Here is a 15,791-nt window from a genome sequence, read left to right on the forward strand (position 1 = left end):
AAGGCGCTGAAAAATCAATCTAAACCAAGAACACCACGCAGTTTGGCTAAATCTTCTGCCAGGGTGGTGATTGGCCCTTTCATTGCGTTACGGTCTGCATCAGACAGTTTTTCGTAATTCTCATAACCGTCTTTGGTTTTGTATTTATCCAGCAGCGTATCGACGGTTTTGAAGTTAGCGTCGATTTTATCCAGCAACGGTTTGTCGGCTTTTTCCAGCAACGGACGCAGCAGGTTAACGATTTTCTGAGCGCCATCGAGGTTGGCACGGAAATCCCACAAGTCGGTGCGGCTGTAACGGTCTTCTTCACCGCTGATTTTGCTGGATGCCACTTCTTCGATAAGTCCCGCTGCCCCGCCGACCACTTTGCTTGGCGGGAAGGTCAGATCGGTAATGCGTTTTTGCAGATCCACCGTATCGGCGTACAACTTATCGGCAAATTTCTCGGTGCCCTTCGTGGTTTTATCGGCGAAGAGGATTTTCTCCAGACGGTGGAAACCGGTGAAGTTAGGGTCTTCCGCTTTTTTCTCGAAATCGTCTTCACGGGCGTCGATGCTGCCATCCAGATCGGAGAACAGTTCGGCGATGGGCTCAATGCGCTCGTAATAAACGCGGGTGGAAGCGTACAGGGATTGCGCTTTTTTCAGGTCGCCCTTTTTAATCGCCTCAGTGAACGCTTTGGTGTGGGAAACCAGTTCACCCACCTGCTGGGTCACATAGACTTTATATTCCGCAATCGGGCCAACCAGCGCCATGGCGTCCGGTTTGGTGGCGGCCGCTGCGCCTTCTGCGGTCACGGTCAGTTTGCCTTTTGGATTGCTCAGCAGTCCGCAGGTCATGTCGTATTCGCCCGGTTCCAGGTTAGCCGTCATTTTCTGGGTGAAACCTGGCGCGATATTTTCGCGCTCTTCCACCACCATCACGCCTTTCAGAATTTCCCATTCCAGACCTTTCTGGCTGGCGTTATGCACGACAAACTGCGTTTTACCGGCAGGCACGGTCAGCGCCATCGGTTCACACTGTTTATCATTAACGGTAATTTTTACCTGACGAACATCAGCAGCCAGCACGTTGGCGCTCAGCGCAAAAGCGGGCAGAGACAACAGTGCAATCTGTAAAGCTTTACGGCGAAACAGCGGGGATGAATAGGACATGTACCACTCCATGACAAACTGTGTGAAGAGACAATTAACGTAAAATCAGCGTTGTGTTTTGTGCCCGGCAGATGCCGCAGCGGCCACAGGCGATTTGCTCTGCGGCATAAAGAACAGGAACAGCGCCGGGATCAGATACAGGAAATACACCGCAACTTCACTGACGGTCGGCGCTTCCTGATACCCGAACATGCCTTCCAGCAGGGTTCCGAACAAAGAGTGCGTGGAGAGCGTCCCGCTCAGGTCAAAGGCGATATCCTGCATACGGTTCCACAACCCTGCTTCGTGAAACGCCCGGATGGCACCCGCAGCCAGACCGGCGGCGACAAACAGAATAAACAGGCTGGTCCATTTAAAGAATTTCGCCAGATGCAGCTTCACGCCGCCGTAATAGATGAGGAAACCGAGCACGATCGCCGCGCCCAGGCCGAGCAGTGCGCCAATCGGCGCTTCGATACCGACGTCTTGCTGGAACGCCGCCAGCAGGAAGAACACCGATTCCAGCCCTTCGCGTGCTACCGCAAAGAACACCATCGCCACCAGCGCCCAGCCCTGCCCGCGGCTGGAGTTGAGCGCGTTATCAATCGCGCCTTCCAGATGTACTTTGATTGAACGCGACACCTTACGCATCCAGAACACCATGTAGGTCAGAATGCAGACGGCCACGACCGCCACAATGCCTTCGAACAACTCCTGCTGCTTTTGCGGAAACTCGCCGGTGGTTTCATTGATGAAAATACCCAGCGCCAGACACAATGCTGCCGCCACAATCACGCCAATCCAGACCACGCCGAGCCACTGCCCGCGCTGCGTCCGTTTCAGATAACTGGCGATAAGGCTGACGATAAGCGCGGCTTCCAGCCCTTCGCGGAACATAATGAGAAACGGAACGAACATAGCGGAACTCCCGTAGAACAAATGACTTACAGTTTGTGCAAGCACTCTGTAAAGAAAAGTAAAATCGAAACGATAGTGATTATCATTCCTGGCGAGATAAATACAAGAGGCCACATGCTGTTTTTTGAGCACGGGAGGGGAAAAGCGCACGAAAAAATATTGCCGGTTGTTTCAGCACCCCGGATACAGGGTGCCGTAAAAGAAAACGGAGCCCTGAAGGCTCCGTGAGGTCACTGTCTGATTCACCGCCGGGGCGAAAATCAGATGCTGTTATATTCGGCTTCCGCCGTGTTGAAACGTTCTTCAACCGCTTTTGACGGCTTGCTGCCGGTCAGGCTGACAATCCAGATAGCCAGCGAGGCGAAGATAAAGCCGGGGATGATTTCATACAGCTCGGCCCAGCCGTACTGTTTCCACAAAATCACGGTAGCGGCACCGACCACCATCCCGGCCAGCGCGCCGTTGCGGGTCATGCGTTTCCACATCACCGAGATCAGGATAACGGGCCCGAATGCCGCACCAAAGCCTGCCCAGGCGTAACTCACCAGACCCAGCACGCGGTTTTCAGGGTTTGCCGCCAGCGCAATCGCCACCAGCGCCACCACCAGTACCATCAGACGACCAATCCACACCAGCTCACGCTGGCTCGCGCCCTTGCGCAGAAACGCCTTATACAGGTCTTCGGTAATAGCACTGGAGCACACCAGCAACTGACAACTCAGCGTACTCATCACCGCAGCCAGGATAGCTGAGAGTAAAACACCGGCAATCCACGGATTGAACAGCAGTTTCGCCAGTTCGATAAACACGCGCTCACCGTTTTGCGTCACGTTCCCCGCTTGGCCCGGATTATTGCTGAAGTACGCAATGCCGAAGAAGCCGACCGCGATGGTGCCCGCCAGACACAGAATCATCCACGTCATGCTGATGCGGCGCGCGCTGCGAATGGTACGGTGAGAATCCGCCGCCATGAAACGCGCCAAAATGTGCGGCTGGCCGAAATAGCCCAGCCCCCAGCCCAGCAGCGACAGGATAGCCACCAGATTCATGTTCTTAAACATGTCGGTGTATTGCGGGTTTTTAGCCTGAATGACCATCATTGAGGTATCAATACCGCCAACGGCGAGGATGACGATCACCGGCGTCAGGATCAGTGCAAAAATCATCAGACTGGCCTGCACGGTGTCCGTCCAGCTGACGGCCAGAAAGCCCCCGATAAAGGTATAAATGATGGTTGCCGCCGCACCCGCCCACAAGGCGGTCTGGTAGGTCATGCCGAAGGTACTTTCAAACAAACGTGCACCGGCCACGATGCCGGAGGCGCAATAGATGGTGAAAAAGACCAGGATCACCACCGCCGAGATAATGCGCAGCAGTTTGCTGGAATCTTCAAAACGATGGGTAAAGTAATCCGGCAGGGTCAGCGCGTTATTGTTGGCTTCGGTATGCACACGTAAACGCCCCGCCACCAGTTTCCAGTTCAGATACGCGCCGATGGTCAGGCCGATGGCGATCCAGCTTTCGGAAATGCCGGAAATAAAAATCGCCCCCGGCAATCCCATCAGCAGCCAGCCGCTCATGTCCGACGCCCCGGCGGAAAGCGCGGTCACCACGCTGCCTAAACTGCGGCCACCCAGAATATAATCATCAAAGTTTTTGGTCCGTAAATACGCGATGAGTCCAATCAAAATCATCCCGAAAATATAAACACAAAACGTCACCAGCATCGGTGTGTTCATTGTCATTGTTTTCTCCACTTCTTGTTATTTGTCGTGCTTATGAGCGATGCATATTCCATGCAGGCCGGCACCTGTCTGTCCTGACGCGGCGATAAACGCGGTCAAGCTCATGCCGGGGCGAGATGATGGCTGAAACCCGTAAAGGATGCAGCATTACTCTCCATATTTTTTCTTTTTACAGGTGGGTAATCGGGTTTTTATTCAAATTTCCTGTCGGGCGGATACTGGTTTAGCACACCATTGAATTCAAGATAATTAACAAATCAGATACACAAACTTCACGCTCCATCACACTTATTCTGATAACCGGTTGCACGTTACAGACGCAAAGGTTGCACCCTCCACAGCATCACAAAGGAACCCGCACAGCGGCCTCTGTGAGGTCAGCGCGGTTGTTAAGATGTTAAAAATGCCAGCCAAATCACATCAGGCAGACTTCATGCGTGAATGAGGTTGCACAAGGTTGCAACATAGAAGATATTGCTTGCCATAAACATAATGAAATCACCTGAACCTCTTTATATGGAGTATTGGCGCATGGGTATGACGACGATGGGCGTGAAGCTGGACGAAGGCACGCGCGACAGGCTTAAAGTGGCCGCACAGCAAATTGACCGCACGCCGCACTGGCTGATTAAACAGGCGATCTTTTCCTATCTTGAACGGCTGGAAAATGGCGACGCGCTGCCGGAAATCCCTTCGCTGAACGGCGCTGCGGCTGAAAACGCCGAGGATACCCCGCCGCTGACGGTTCAGGAATCGCATCAGCCCTTCCTCGATTTCGCCGAGCAGATCCAGCCGCAGTCCGTCAGCCGCTCCGCTATCACCGCCGCCTATCGCCGCCCTGAGCCGGAAGCCGTTTCCATGCTGCTCGAACAGGCGCGTTTACCTGCGCCACTTCATGACGCGGCGCAGAAACTGGCTGCCGACATCGCCACCAAACTGCGTAACCAGAAGAGCGCCAATGGCCGTGCCGGTATGGTGCAAAGCCTGTTGCAGGAGTTCTCCCTTTCCTCGCAGGAAGGCGTGGCGCTGATGTGTCTGGCGGAAGCCCTGCTGCGCATTCCCGATAAACCGACGCGCGATGCGCTGATCCGCGACAAAATCAGCAACGGTAACTGGCACTCTCACCTGGGCCGCAGCCCGTCGCTGTTCGTCAACGCCGCCACCTGGGGTCTGCTGTTCACCGGAAAACTGGTGGCCACGCACAACGAAGCCAGCCTGTCTAAATCTCTCAGCCGCATTATCGGTAAAGGCGGCGAGCCGCTGATCCGCAAAGGCGTGGACATGGCGATGCGCCTGATGGGCGAACAGTTCGTGACCGGCGAAACCATTGCCGAAGCGCTGGCCAATGCCCGCAAGCACGAAGATAAAGGTTTCCGTTATTCCTACGACATGCTGGGTGAAGCCGCGCTGACAGAAAAAGACGCACAGGCCTATTTGCACTCTTACCAGCAGGCGATCCACGCGATCGGTAAAGCCTCCAATGGCCGTGGCATTTATGAAGGCCCCGGCATTTCCATCAAACTTTCCGCCCTGCACCCGCGCTACAGCCGTGCGCAGTACGAACGCGTCATGGAAGAACTTTACCCCCGCCTGCTGTCGCTGACCTTGCTGGCCCGCAGCTATGACATCGGCATCAACGTCGATGCCGAAGAGGCTGATCGTCTGGAAATCTCCCTCGATTTGCTGGAAAAACTCTGCTTTGAGCCGGAACTGGCGGGCTGGAACGGTATCGGCTTTGTGATCCAGGCTTATCAGAAACGCTGTCCGATGGTGATCGACTACCTGACCAGCCTGGCGCAGCGCAGCCGTCGCCGCCTGATGATCCGTCTGGTAAAAGGCGCGTACTGGGACAGTGAAATCAAGCGCGCCCAAATGGACGGGCTGGACGATTATCCGGTCTACACCCGCAAGGTTTACACCGACGTCTCTTATCTGGCCTGTGCCCGTAAACTGCTGGCCGTGCCGAACCTGATTTATCCGCAGTTCGCCACCCACAATGCCCACACCGTCGCTACCATTTATCAGCTGGCCGGTAACAACTATTATCCGGGTCAGTACGAATTCCAGTGCCTGCACGGCATGGGCGAACCGCTGTACGAGCAGGTTGTCGGTAAAATTGCCGAAGGAAAGCTCAACCGCCCTTGCCGCATCTATGCCCCGGTCGGCACCCACGAAACGCTGCTCGCCTATCTGGTTCGCCGCCTGCTGGAAAACGGCGCTAACACCTCTTTTGTCAACCGCATCGCCGATGCCACGCTGCCAATCGACGAACTGATCGCCGATCCGGTTCTGGCCGTTGAAGCGCTGGCCGCCACGGAAGGACAGGTCGGATTGCCGCACCCGCGCATCGCCCTGCCACGCAATTTGTACGGCGATAAACGCGTCAACTCTGCCGGGCTGGATATGTCCAGCGAGCACCGTCTGGCCTCGCTGTCCAGCGCCCTGCTGCAAAGCGCCAGCCATACGATCACCGCACAGCCGATGATCGATGCGCCCACTGACGACGGTGAATTTTTGCCGGTCATCAACCCGTCTGAACATACCGACATCGTCGGGCACGTGCGTGAAGCCACAGAAGCGGAAATCAGCCGTGCGCTGGACGCTTCCGCCACGGCTGGCGCCATCTGGTTTGCGACGCCTCCCGAAGAGCGCGCCGCAATCCTGCAACGCGGTGCAGAATTGATGGAAGCGCAGTTGCAAAGTCTGCTTGGCGTGCTGGTGCGCGAGGCTGGAAAAACCTTTAATAACGCCATCGCCGAAGTGCGCGAAGCGGTGGATTTCCTGCACTACTATGCCGGCCAGATCCGCGAAGATTTCACCAACGACACGCACCGTCCGCTCGGCCCGGTGGTGTGTATCAGCCCGTGGAACTTCCCGCTGGCGATTTTCACCGGTCAGATCGCCGCCGCACTGGCCGCAGGCAACAGCGTGCTGGCAAAACCGGCGGAGCAAACGCCTCTGATTGCGGCGCTTGCCGTCGGTATTCTGCACGAAGCCGGGGTTCCGGCCGGGGTACTGCAACTGCTGCCGGGCAAAGGCGAAACCGTCGGTGCGCAGCTGGTCAATGACGAACGCGTTCGCGGCGTGCTGTTCACCGGCTCCACCGACGTGGCGGGTATTTTGCAACGCAACATTGCGGGAAGACTCGATCCGCAGGGGCGTCCGACGCCGCTTATCGCCGAAACCGGCGGCCTGAATGCGATGATTGTCGATTCCTCCGCCCTGACCGAGCAGGTCGTGATGGACGTGGTGGCCTCCGCCTTCGACAGCGCCGGTCAGCGTTGTTCTGCTCTGCGCGTGCTCTGCATTCAGGATGACGTGGCCGATCACACCCTGCAGATGCTGCGCGGTGCCATGGCCGAATGCCGCATGGGCAATCCGGAACGCCTGTCTACCGATATCGGGCCGGTGATTGACGCCGATGCCAAAGCCGGTATTGAAAAACATATCGATGCCATGCGCGCCAAAGGCCGCACGGTGTATCAGGCCACGCAGGAATTGGCGGCTGATCAGCAGGAATGGAACCGCGGCACCTTTGTAAAACCGACGCTTATCGAGCTGGAAAGCTTTGATGAGATGAAGAAAGAGATCTTCGGCCCGGTACTGCACGTGGTGCGTTATGCCCGTCAGGATCTGGATAAGCTGATCGGTCAGATTAATGCCGCCGGTTACGGCCTGACGCTGGGCATTCACACCCGCATCGACGAAACCATCCACCGTGTGACCCAGCAGGCGCACGTCGGCAACATGTACGTGAACCGCAACATGGTTGGCGCTGTGGTTGGTGTACAGCCGTTTGGCGGCGAAGGCTTGTCCGGCACCGGCCCGAAAGCGGGCGGCCCGCTTTATCTTTATCGCCTGCTCAGCAGCCGTCCGCCATTTGCCGTGCAACAAACCTTGCTGCGTCAGGATCGCGATCTGCCGCTGGACACGTCCGTGCGCGACGCGCTGCTTGCACCGCACCGCGCGTTGCAACAGTGGGCAACCCGCAGCCAGCAACCGGCCGCCTTTATCGACGTCTGCACGCGCTTCGCCGAAAGCAGCCAGGGCGGCACATTGCGCACCCTGCCGGGGCCAACGGGTGAACGCAACACCTACGCCCTGTTACCCCGCGAACGTGTTCTGGCACTGGCCGATAATCAGGCCGACGCCCTGCTCCAGCTTGCCGCCATCACCGCGACCGGTTGCCGGATCCTGTGGCCGGAAGCGCCGTTACAGCGCGAACTGTTCAGCCAGTTACCCGGGGCGGTACAGGAACGCGTGGACTTCGCACAAGACTGGCAAAACGATGCGCCGGTCTTCGATGCGGTCATCTACCACGGCGACGCCGACCAGCTGCGGGAACTGTGTCAGATTATCGCCAACCGCCCTGGCGCCATTGTGTCAGTGCAGGGCTTTGCGCGCGGCGATGACAATGTGTTGCTGGAGCGCCTGCTTCACGAGCGCTCATTGAGTGTGAACACCGCCGCGGCGGGAGGAAATGCGAGTCTGATGACCATCGGGTGAGGGTTGATATAACTGGCCGCTGCAATGGCGGCCTTTAACCCTGACCGAAACAGTGTCGGTTTCTCAGTTGCAGTGATCGCTTAACCCGTTGTGCCGACAACGCCAGAGAGGGAGGAAAGTGCCTCCCTCTTTGATCTCCCACGTTTTTTTCAAACATGCGCTACCGCGGACACCACGTACGTGTTCTGTGCCCCCCGCATGTGACGCAACCCCCGACACGTAGCCCGCCAGCCACAACATCTGTCTCCTCTGTCATAAATCCGTCATCCCTCTGACTTACCCTGCCAGTAACAAAATAAATCAAACTGTGTATTTGTATTTCTTTCGCTTTATTAAAAGGAGTTTTGACAATGCAACAACCTGTATCTCTGCTCGCCCGCGCCATCGCTGCCGCCCTGCTGCTTTCCGCTTCTGCCGGGTCTTTCGCTGATGAAAACAGCGTACTGACCGACCGTGCGGCAAAAGGCGTCCTGACCGAACAAGGGGGCGCACGCCGTCTCAGCGGTGATCAGACAGCCGCGCTGAAAGCCTCGCTTTCTGACAAAACGGTCAAAAACGTTATTTTGCTGATCGGCGACGGCATGGGTGATTCTGAAATCACCTCGGCGCGAAATTACGCGGAAGGCGCAGGCGGTTATTTCAAAGGCATCGACGCCCTGCCGCTGACCGGCCAGTACACCCATTATTCTCTCGATAAGAAAACGCAAAAACCTGACTACGTCACCGACTCTGCCGCTTCAGCCACCGCCTGGTCCACCGGCGTGAAAAGCTATAACGGCGCGATTGGCGTGGATGTAAACGGTAAGGATCACCAGACAATCCTTGAAATTGCGAAAGCCGCCGGAAAAGCCACCGGCAACGTGTCGACCGCCGAATTACAGGACGCCACCCCGGCCGCGCAAATTGCCCACGTCACTTCCCGTAAATGTTACGGTCCGCAAGAAACCACTGAGAAATGCGCCACTAACGCGCTGGAAAACGGCGGCCGTGGCTCCATCACCGAACAGTTATTGCAGACGCGCGCCGATGTGACGCTGGGTGGCGGCAGAAAATCCTTCAGCCAGCTGGCTAAAGCCGGTGATTTCCAGGGCAAATCCTTGAAAGATCAGGCGCTGGCGCAGGGATATGTGTGGGTGGAAAACGCCGGTGAGCTCAGCGCGGTAACCCAAGCCGACCAGAAAGAACCGGTGCTCGGCCTGTTCTCCGAAGGCAACATGCCGGTACGCTGGCAGGGTCCGAAAGCCTCGTATCACGGCAACATTGATAAACCTGCCGTCACCTGCGAAGCCAACCCGCAGCGAACTGCGGATATCCCGACGCTTGCCGCCATGACTGAAAAAGCCATCGATCTGCTGAAAACCAATGAAAAGGGTTTCTTCCTGCAGGTTGAAGGCGCATCGATTGATAAACAGGATCACGCCGCGAACCCGTGCGGACAGTTTGGTGAAACCGTTGATTTAGACGAAGCCGTGCAAAAAGCGCTGGAGTTCGCCCGTCAGGACGGCAACACGCTGGTTATCGTCACCGCCGACCACGCGCATTCCAGCCAGATCATCGAAACCGACGCCAAAGCGCCGGGTCTGACACAAACGCTGACCACGAAAGATGGCGCACCGATGACCATCAGTTACGGCAACTCAGAAGACGATTCCCAGGGCCACACCGGCACGCAACTGCGCGTTGCCGCGTTCGGTCCGCACGCAGGGAATGTGGTGGGCCTGACCGATCAGACTGATCTTTTCTTCACCATGAAGGGAGCAATGGGGATTCAATGAGATTAGAACGGTAACGTTCGTCGCCTAAACGGGCGTTAGGTCAAGACCGTGGGTTGCCACCCACACCGGCCTTAAGGGGGGCTTATCGCCGCCCCCCTTAAGAATCCCGGGCTCTTTCACTGCGCGCTATCGCTCGCGGGCTATATTCCAGCGGCTCCGGCTATTGCCGCAAACGCCGCCGCTGCGCGGTCCTCTCATTTCAGGTTCGAACCCGCTCGGAAAAACACCCTCGCGGTTTCTCACCGTTCATTCGACGTCGTTTTGAGCGCGGCCAGAGGCTATGTAAAACGAAGGTTTTTATTCTCCTCCTGCGAAGTGGGAAGAGAAAAGCACAACCAAATACATCGTTCGACTTTAAAAATGCCATTGGCCGCGCTCAAAAATCACGCTGGAGGGAGTGGCACCGTTTTCAACTTTTTAATTCAAAACTTAAGTCTCAATGATCTTTTGAATGACATAGCCATTAGCCGCGCTCAAAAATCACGCCGGAGGGAGTGGCACCGTTTTCGACTTTTTAATTCAAAACTTAAGTCTCTATGATCTTTTGAATGACATAGCCAGTGGCCGCGCTCAAAAATCACGCCGGAGGGAGCGGTGGAAAACCGCGCGTCTGTTTGCGCGGGTTGTAACCCGAGCGGAGGGCACCGCGAAGCGGCGGGATTTTGCGGCAATAGGAGGAGTGTCTGAAACATAGCCTGCCAGCGGCAGCGCGAAGTTAAAGAGCCCGGGGGGTCTTGGGGGGCGGCGGCGATATGCCGCCCCCCAAGTCGGTGTGGGCCGACGCCCACGACCTTGAACTTGAACTTGAACTTGAACTTGAACTTGAACTTGAACTTGACCTTAAGCCCGAGTGGATGGCAACCCACAGCCCATGTGGGTGGCACCCCACGCTATCAACCTACGACAACACCCCGCTATTCCCCAACTCCCATAATTTCCTGCGAATCAGCTGTTTAAGCTTCAGCGCGGCCTGCGATACCGGTTGGTCGCGGCGGTTGAGCAGGATCACTTCAAACGGCAGCGGTTCGAGCACTTCGCAGATCTTCAGCTGATCGACATATCGCCGGGCGGTAAAAGTATCGACCACGCCGACGCCGCCACCGGCCAGCACCATGTCGGCGATCACTGAGTAGGTTTTTATGTGCAGCGAAGATTGCGGGGTCAGGCCGTTTTCGCGCAGGACGCGGTTGAGCACCAGCCCGAGCGGATCCTGCTGTTGCAGCATCAGTAATTCATTTTCACACAGCCACGCCAGCGAAACGGGGCCTTCGACCGGGGAATCCTTCGGTAAAAGCGCCACCATGTTGGCCTGGTAAATCGACTCGGAAACCAGCTCCTGTGTCGCGGGTTCGCCGAAGGCCAGCGCGAAATCCATTTTGTATTGCAGCAAATCCTGGCTCAGCGTATTGAAATGCCCGGTCACCAGTTCGACACTGCCGCCCGGTGTCTGGCGGCGAAAATCCACCAGCACCGGCGCCATCACGCTGTGGCCCAGCGCGTGCGCCGAGCCGATACGCACATGCTGGCCTTCGCCCTGCCGCAGTTGTTCCGCCAGTGCGCCGATGGCCTGAATATGGCTGAACAACGCCTCCACTTCCGGCATCAGCCTGCGTCCTTCCGGTGTCACAATCAGCCCCTGAGGTGTGCGGTCGAACAGCGTGAAACCCAGTTGCTGTTCGGCGTGATTGAGCACCCGGCTGACGTTGGGCTGCGAAACGTTGAGCAGACGCGCCGCGCCGCTGACGCTGCCCGCCTGTAAAACCGCCTGAAACACTTCAATGTGGCGTAAGCGCATTACGGCCCTATTTCTGCGTGGTCGCTAAGTACGAGAAGGCACTTAACAGACTGATAATGTTCGCAACCGTCGGGCTGTGATAACCGACGGTCACCGCATCAAGACGCTCAACGCCGGGGATCAGGCAGAATAAATCCGCCAGTACCGGTCGGGCCGTCATCAGCTCGAGATGATACGGCGCGCTGAAACGCCCGGCGGTGAGGGGCGCGGGTTTGCTGACGGCAATCGTCGCCTGTTTGCGGATTTTTGCGCAGGCGATGGACGGGCTGTCTGATTCGGCAGCGTTCGCCGAAATCGCACGTTTTACGCAGACGTACTGCGATTCCGGGTAATGGTTGTGGATCCAGGTCTCGAGATGGTCATCGCCGGTCACCAGCCACAGCGGGACGCCCAGTTCAGCCCCGGCGGCGGCGTATAAATCACTTTCGCCGACTACGTTGCCGTTAAGTTTGACGCGGTAAAAAGCGCGGCCATTGATGGTGTGCGCCAGTACGCCGTTTTCGCCCGCAGCGGTGTGAAAACCGACAAACATCAGACCATCGTATTGCTGTTGTTGCAGCCCTTCAACCATCGACAGGCCGCGCGGTTTACCCTGCACCAGACGGGCGCGCGGGTCGATTTTATCGGCGCGCAGGTTTTGCATCATCGCGTGGCTGTCGGCGACCGTCACTTCCATCGCCCCACCGGCAAAGGCACCGTCAATGGCGGCGTTGACTTCCCCTTCCATCAGCGCACGGGCGGCGTCGTAATCCGCATTGCCGGGGCTGCATTGTTCAGGGCGCATCACGCCCGCGATCCCTTCAATATCTGCAGAGATAAATACTTTCATCATTCGTTCCCTATTTGGTTGGGTGACCAGACTCCCCCGGCGTTCTCCTCGTGAGAGGGGAAGGCGCCAGGCGAGTTCGCCAGATTATCTAATACGTCACTTAACCCCAGCCGGTAGTGTCCGTCGAATCCACAGACCGTTTCTGCGCTCAGTAAGGCATCAATGATCGCGTGCTCGGTGGCGTCCGCCGCCATCGCCAGCAGCGGTTCCAGCGCACCGTCGGATAACGTGACACTGTCACGCTGAGTTGAAAAAGCCAGCGCGATATCCCCCGAGCCGTGCCCCCAGTAACTGCCAAGGCGACCTAACCCGGCACCGGCGCGTTTGGCGATGCGCGAGAGCTGGCGGCTGTCGAGATAACGGTCGCAGGCCATGATGATGATCACCGAACCGGCGTCAACCTGCGGGGCAAGTTGCGGTAAAACCTGCGCGATCGCCTCGCCCGCCCGTACACCGTCGAGCGTCAGTTCTGAGAGTTTGCCAAAGTTCGCCAGCACCAGAACGCCCAGCGTGGCATTCAGTTCTTCACACCAGCGGGAAGCGGTGCCAATCCCACCTTTCAGGCCGAAACTGCTCATGCCGCGTCCGGCACCGACGCTGCCACGGGCGAAAGACGTTGCTGCGCTGTCGATGGCCGTTAACGCGTCATCTTCACACACCGCCATGGCCTGAATGTCGTTAAGGTAGAAGTCATTGCACTCGAGGATCACCGGATTGATGGTCGCATCCGGGCGGCCAATCTGTGGAAATTGCTGGCAGCTGCGGGCGATCATCGCGTTGAATATCGCACCGGTGGCGAAAGTGTTACTGAGTAGGATCGGGGTTTGCAGTTCGCCCAGTTCCATCAGCTGAATCAGCCCCATCGGTTTGGCAAATCCGTTGAGCACCGCCACGCCACAGGGCAGCGGATGCTGATAAAGCGTGTCCCCCGGCGGCACAATCGCGGTGACGCCGGTCTGCACGTTTCCCGCCGCCAGCGTGCTGTGACCGACGGTCACGCCGTCAACGTCAGTGATCGCGTTGGTGGCGCCGCATGCATATCGCGGGCGAAAGATCTGGCGCGTGGTGCGCCAGCGGTGCAGCAACGCGGCCAGCGCCTGTTGCGTGAATTCATCATGTTCAGGGGCTTGCGGATGCATCACTCTTCCAATTCAGCGGGTTAAGTCAGTTTTACTATTTCTTCAGTTTAGGATCCAGCGTATCGCGCAGCGCGTCGCCGAGCAGATTAAATGCCAGGACTGTGAGAAATATCGCAAGCCCGGGGAAAACGCTGACGTTCCATTTTCCCGCCATCATCATATTGCGGCTCATTGCCAGAATATTGCCCCACTCAGGGACATCCGGCTCCGGGCCAAGCCCGATAAAGCTCAGGCTGGCCGCCGTCAGAATACTGGTTCCGATGCGCATGGTGAAATAGACAATCACGTTCGACAGCGTGCCCGGCAGAATGTGGCGCAAAATGACCACCCTGTCCGGCGCGCCGACGCAGCGAACCGCTTCGACGTAAGCACTTTGTTTGATCGATAATGTGGCGGCGCGCACGATGCGGGCAAATACCGGCACGCTGAACACCGCGACTGCAATAATCACGTTATTCAGACCGGGGCCGAGGATCGCCACCACCGCAATCGCCAGCAACATACCCGGAAAGGCGAACAGTACGTCCGAGCCGCGCATGATCAGCATATCGAGCCATTTGCCATAATAGCCCGCCAGCAACCCCAGCAATACCCCGGCGATCATGCCAAGCGTGACCGAGAAAATACCGACGTAAAGTGAGATCCGCGCGCCAAAAATGATGCGGCTGAGCACATCGCGGCCCAGATCATCGGTGCCGAACCAGTGTTCCGCCGTCGGCCCGACGCCGAGCGCCATCCAGTCCGGCGTCATCGGGTCATAAGGCGCCAGCCACGGCGCGAACACGGCCACCAACACCAGCAGCAGGATAAATCCGCCGGAAACCAGCGCCATCGGGTGGCGTAAAAACGTGTGAAAAAAGTCGTACCACGGTGAACGGATATCGTCGTTATGCGCGATAACCGCAGCCGGTGTGGTTTCTTCCAGCACAGAGACGAGTTCGGTCATGTGCAGCTCCTAACGCAGACGGATAGCGGGGTTGACTACGGCATACAGCAGGTCAACCAGCAGATTTATCAGAATAAATTCAAACACGAACAGCATCACCAGCGCCTGAATCACCGGCTGATCCTGCGTTTTGATGGATTCGATCAGCAGCCAGCCTAATCCCGGCCAGCTGAACACGCTTTCGACAATGATCGAGCCGCCGAGCAAAAAACCGAACTGCAAACCGAGCATGGTGATGATCGGGATCAGCGCGTTGCGCATGATGTGTTTCCAGGTCACCAGCCGCGCACGCAGGCCTTTTGCCCTGGCGGTGCGCACATAGTCTTCCTGCGCCACGTCGAGAAACGCCGAACGGGTAAAGCGCGCCATCACCGCCGCCACCGAAGAACCGAGGGTGATCGCTGGTAATATGATGTCGGTCGGCTGGTTAAATCCGCTGACCGCGAAGAGCCCGAACGGCATGGCGACAAACTGGATAAGCAGCAACCCGAGCCAGAACGGCGGCATGGAAATCCCGCCGACGGCCATACTCATCAGCGTCCAGTCCTGCCATTTTCCGCGCTTGAGTGCGGACACCACGCCAATCACCAGCCCCAGCACGACAGACCATGCGAAGCCCGCCAGCGCCAGCAGCAGCGTTGGCATAAACCCACTTTGAATCACGTTTAACACCGGCTGGCGCGTGCGGTAAGTCGTGCCCAGATCGCCGTGCACCATGCCATCGAGCCAGTGCCAGTACTGCGCGGGCAAAGGATCGTTGAGGCCAAGCAGTTGTCGCGCTGACTCAACCGCCTCGATCGGCGCATCCTGTCCGGCGTAAATACGCGCAGGGTCACCCGGCAGCAGCTTGATAAAGCCAAACACCAGTAACGACACCACCAGTAAAACGGGGATCATTTCCAGTATCCGGCGGATAAAATAGGTCAGCATAAATACGTTTCCCTGAATCTGAATGGGAGAAGTGCTTACTCCTCCCCTTTGCAGGGGAGAGAGTTAATTAAAAAA

General features: G+C 57.3%; 10 protein-coding genes. 2 read left to right on the top strand and 8 right to left on the bottom strand.

Features of this window, described 5'->3' with window-relative positions; genetic code table 11:
- Nucleotides 1–14 precede the first annotated feature (14 nt).
- The 3 genes from efeO to putP all read right to left on the bottom strand — a co-directional run bounded on the left by efeO (nt 15) and on the right by putP (nt 3,796).
- The gene (efeO, locus tag ABSH60_RS00395; protein WP_390972213.1) at nt 15–1,154 is read right to left on the bottom strand and encodes an iron uptake system protein EfeO; all 1,140 of its coding nucleotides are present in this window, start codon (nt 1,152–1,154) and stop codon (nt 15–17) included.
- 45 nt (nt 1,155–1,199) lie between these two features.
- Nucleotides 1,200–2,051, bottom strand: coding sequence for an iron uptake transporter permease EfeU (efeU, locus tag ABSH60_RS00400; protein WP_122095183.1), 852 nt, complete (start codon nt 2,049–2,051; stop codon nt 1,200–1,202).
- Nucleotides 2,052–2,311: 260 nt separating this feature from the next.
- Nucleotides 2,312–3,796, bottom strand: coding sequence for a sodium/proline symporter PutP (gene putP, locus ABSH60_RS00405; protein ID WP_136375077.1), 1,485 nt, complete (start codon nt 3,794–3,796; stop codon nt 2,312–2,314).
- A gap of 531 nt (nt 3,797–4,327) precedes the next feature.
- Between putP and putA the strand changes: the two genes are divergently transcribed.
- Both putA and phoA read left to right on the top strand, forming a co-directional pair.
- A complete protein-coding gene (putA, locus tag ABSH60_RS00410; protein ID WP_390972216.1) occupies nt 4,328–8,302 on the top strand; it encodes a trifunctional transcriptional regulator/proline dehydrogenase/L-glutamate gamma-semialdehyde dehydrogenase in 3,975 nt (1,324 codons plus the stop codon).
- 350 nt (nt 8,303–8,652) lie between these two features.
- A complete protein-coding gene (gene phoA / locus ABSH60_RS00415) occupies nt 8,653–10,077 on the top strand; it encodes an alkaline phosphatase (RefSeq protein ID WP_390972218.1) in 1,425 nt (474 codons plus the stop codon).
- Nucleotides 10,078–10,975: 898 nt separating this feature from the next.
- Here the strand turns inward: phoA and ABSH60_RS00420 are convergent.
- The 5 genes from ABSH60_RS00420 to ABSH60_RS00440 are packed head-to-tail and all read right to left on the bottom strand — an operon-like array spanning nt 10,976 to nt 15,716.
- Nucleotides 10,976–11,872 (bottom strand): LysR family transcriptional regulator, encoded by an 897-nt coding sequence (locus ABSH60_RS00420; RefSeq protein ID WP_056770220.1) that lies wholly within the window; start codon nt 11,870–11,872, stop codon nt 10,976–10,978.
- 7 nt (nt 11,873–11,879) lie between these two features.
- Entirely contained in the window at nt 11,880–12,701 is an 822-nt protein-coding gene (locus ABSH60_RS00425) for a M55 family metallopeptidase (protein ID WP_390975642.1), read from the bottom strand.
- Nucleotides 12,701–13,840, bottom strand: coding sequence for a P1 family peptidase (locus tag ABSH60_RS00430; protein WP_390972220.1), 1,140 nt, complete (start codon nt 13,838–13,840; stop codon nt 12,701–12,703). Before ABSH60_RS00430 ends, ABSH60_RS00425 begins: the two co-directional genes overlap by 1 nt.
- 34 nt (nt 13,841–13,874) lie before the next feature.
- The gene (locus tag ABSH60_RS00435) at nt 13,875–14,786 is read right to left on the bottom strand and encodes an ABC transporter permease subunit (protein ID WP_390972222.1); all 912 of its coding nucleotides are present in this window, start codon (nt 14,784–14,786) and stop codon (nt 13,875–13,877) included.
- A 9-nt stretch (nt 14,787–14,795) separates the two neighbouring features.
- Nucleotides 14,796–15,716 (bottom strand): ABC transporter permease subunit, encoded by a 921-nt coding sequence (locus tag ABSH60_RS00440; RefSeq protein ID WP_056770212.1) that lies wholly within the window; start codon nt 15,714–15,716, stop codon nt 14,796–14,798.
- Nucleotides 15,717–15,791: the final 75 nt, after the last annotated feature.

This window comes from Rahnella sp. R3(2024) (genome assembly GCF_042920125.1).
In the GTDB taxonomy this organism is placed as follows: Bacteria; Pseudomonadota; Gammaproteobacteria; order Enterobacterales; family Enterobacteriaceae; genus Rahnella; species Rahnella rivi.

Bases quoted from the DNA above. Each gene is read 5' to 3' on its own strand.
- efeO (WP_390972213.1), bottom strand. From the start codon at position 1,154: ATGTCCTATTCATCCCCGCTGTTTCGCCGTAAAGCTTTACAGATTGCA.
- efeU (WP_122095183.1), bottom strand. From the start codon at position 2,051: ATGTTCGTTCCGTTTCTCATTATGTTCCGCGAAGGGCTGGAAGCCGCG.
- putP (WP_136375077.1), bottom strand. From the start codon at position 3,796: ATGACAATGAACACACCGATGCTGGTGACGTTTTGTGTTTATATTTTC.
- putA (WP_390972216.1), top strand. From the start codon at position 4,328: ATGGGTATGACGACGATGGGCGTGAAGCTGGACGAAGGCACGCGCGAC.
- phoA (WP_390972218.1), top strand. From the start codon at position 8,653: ATGCAACAACCTGTATCTCTGCTCGCCCGCGCCATCGCTGCCGCCCTG.
- ABSH60_RS00420 (WP_056770220.1), bottom strand. From the start codon at position 11,872: ATGCGCTTACGCCACATTGAAGTGTTTCAGGCGGTTTTACAGGCGGGC.
- ABSH60_RS00425 (WP_390975642.1), bottom strand. From the start codon at position 12,701: ATGAAAGTATTTATCTCTGCAGATATTGAAGGGATCGCGGGCGTGATG.
- ABSH60_RS00430 (WP_390972220.1), bottom strand. From the start codon at position 13,840: ATGCATCCGCAAGCCCCTGAACATGATGAATTCACGCAACAGGCGCTG.
- ABSH60_RS00435 (WP_390972222.1), bottom strand. From the start codon at position 14,786: ATGACCGAACTCGTCTCTGTGCTGGAAGAAACCACACCGGCTGCGGTT.
- ABSH60_RS00440 (WP_056770212.1), bottom strand. From the start codon at position 15,716: ATGCTGACCTATTTTATCCGCCGGATACTGGAAATGATCCCCGTTTTA.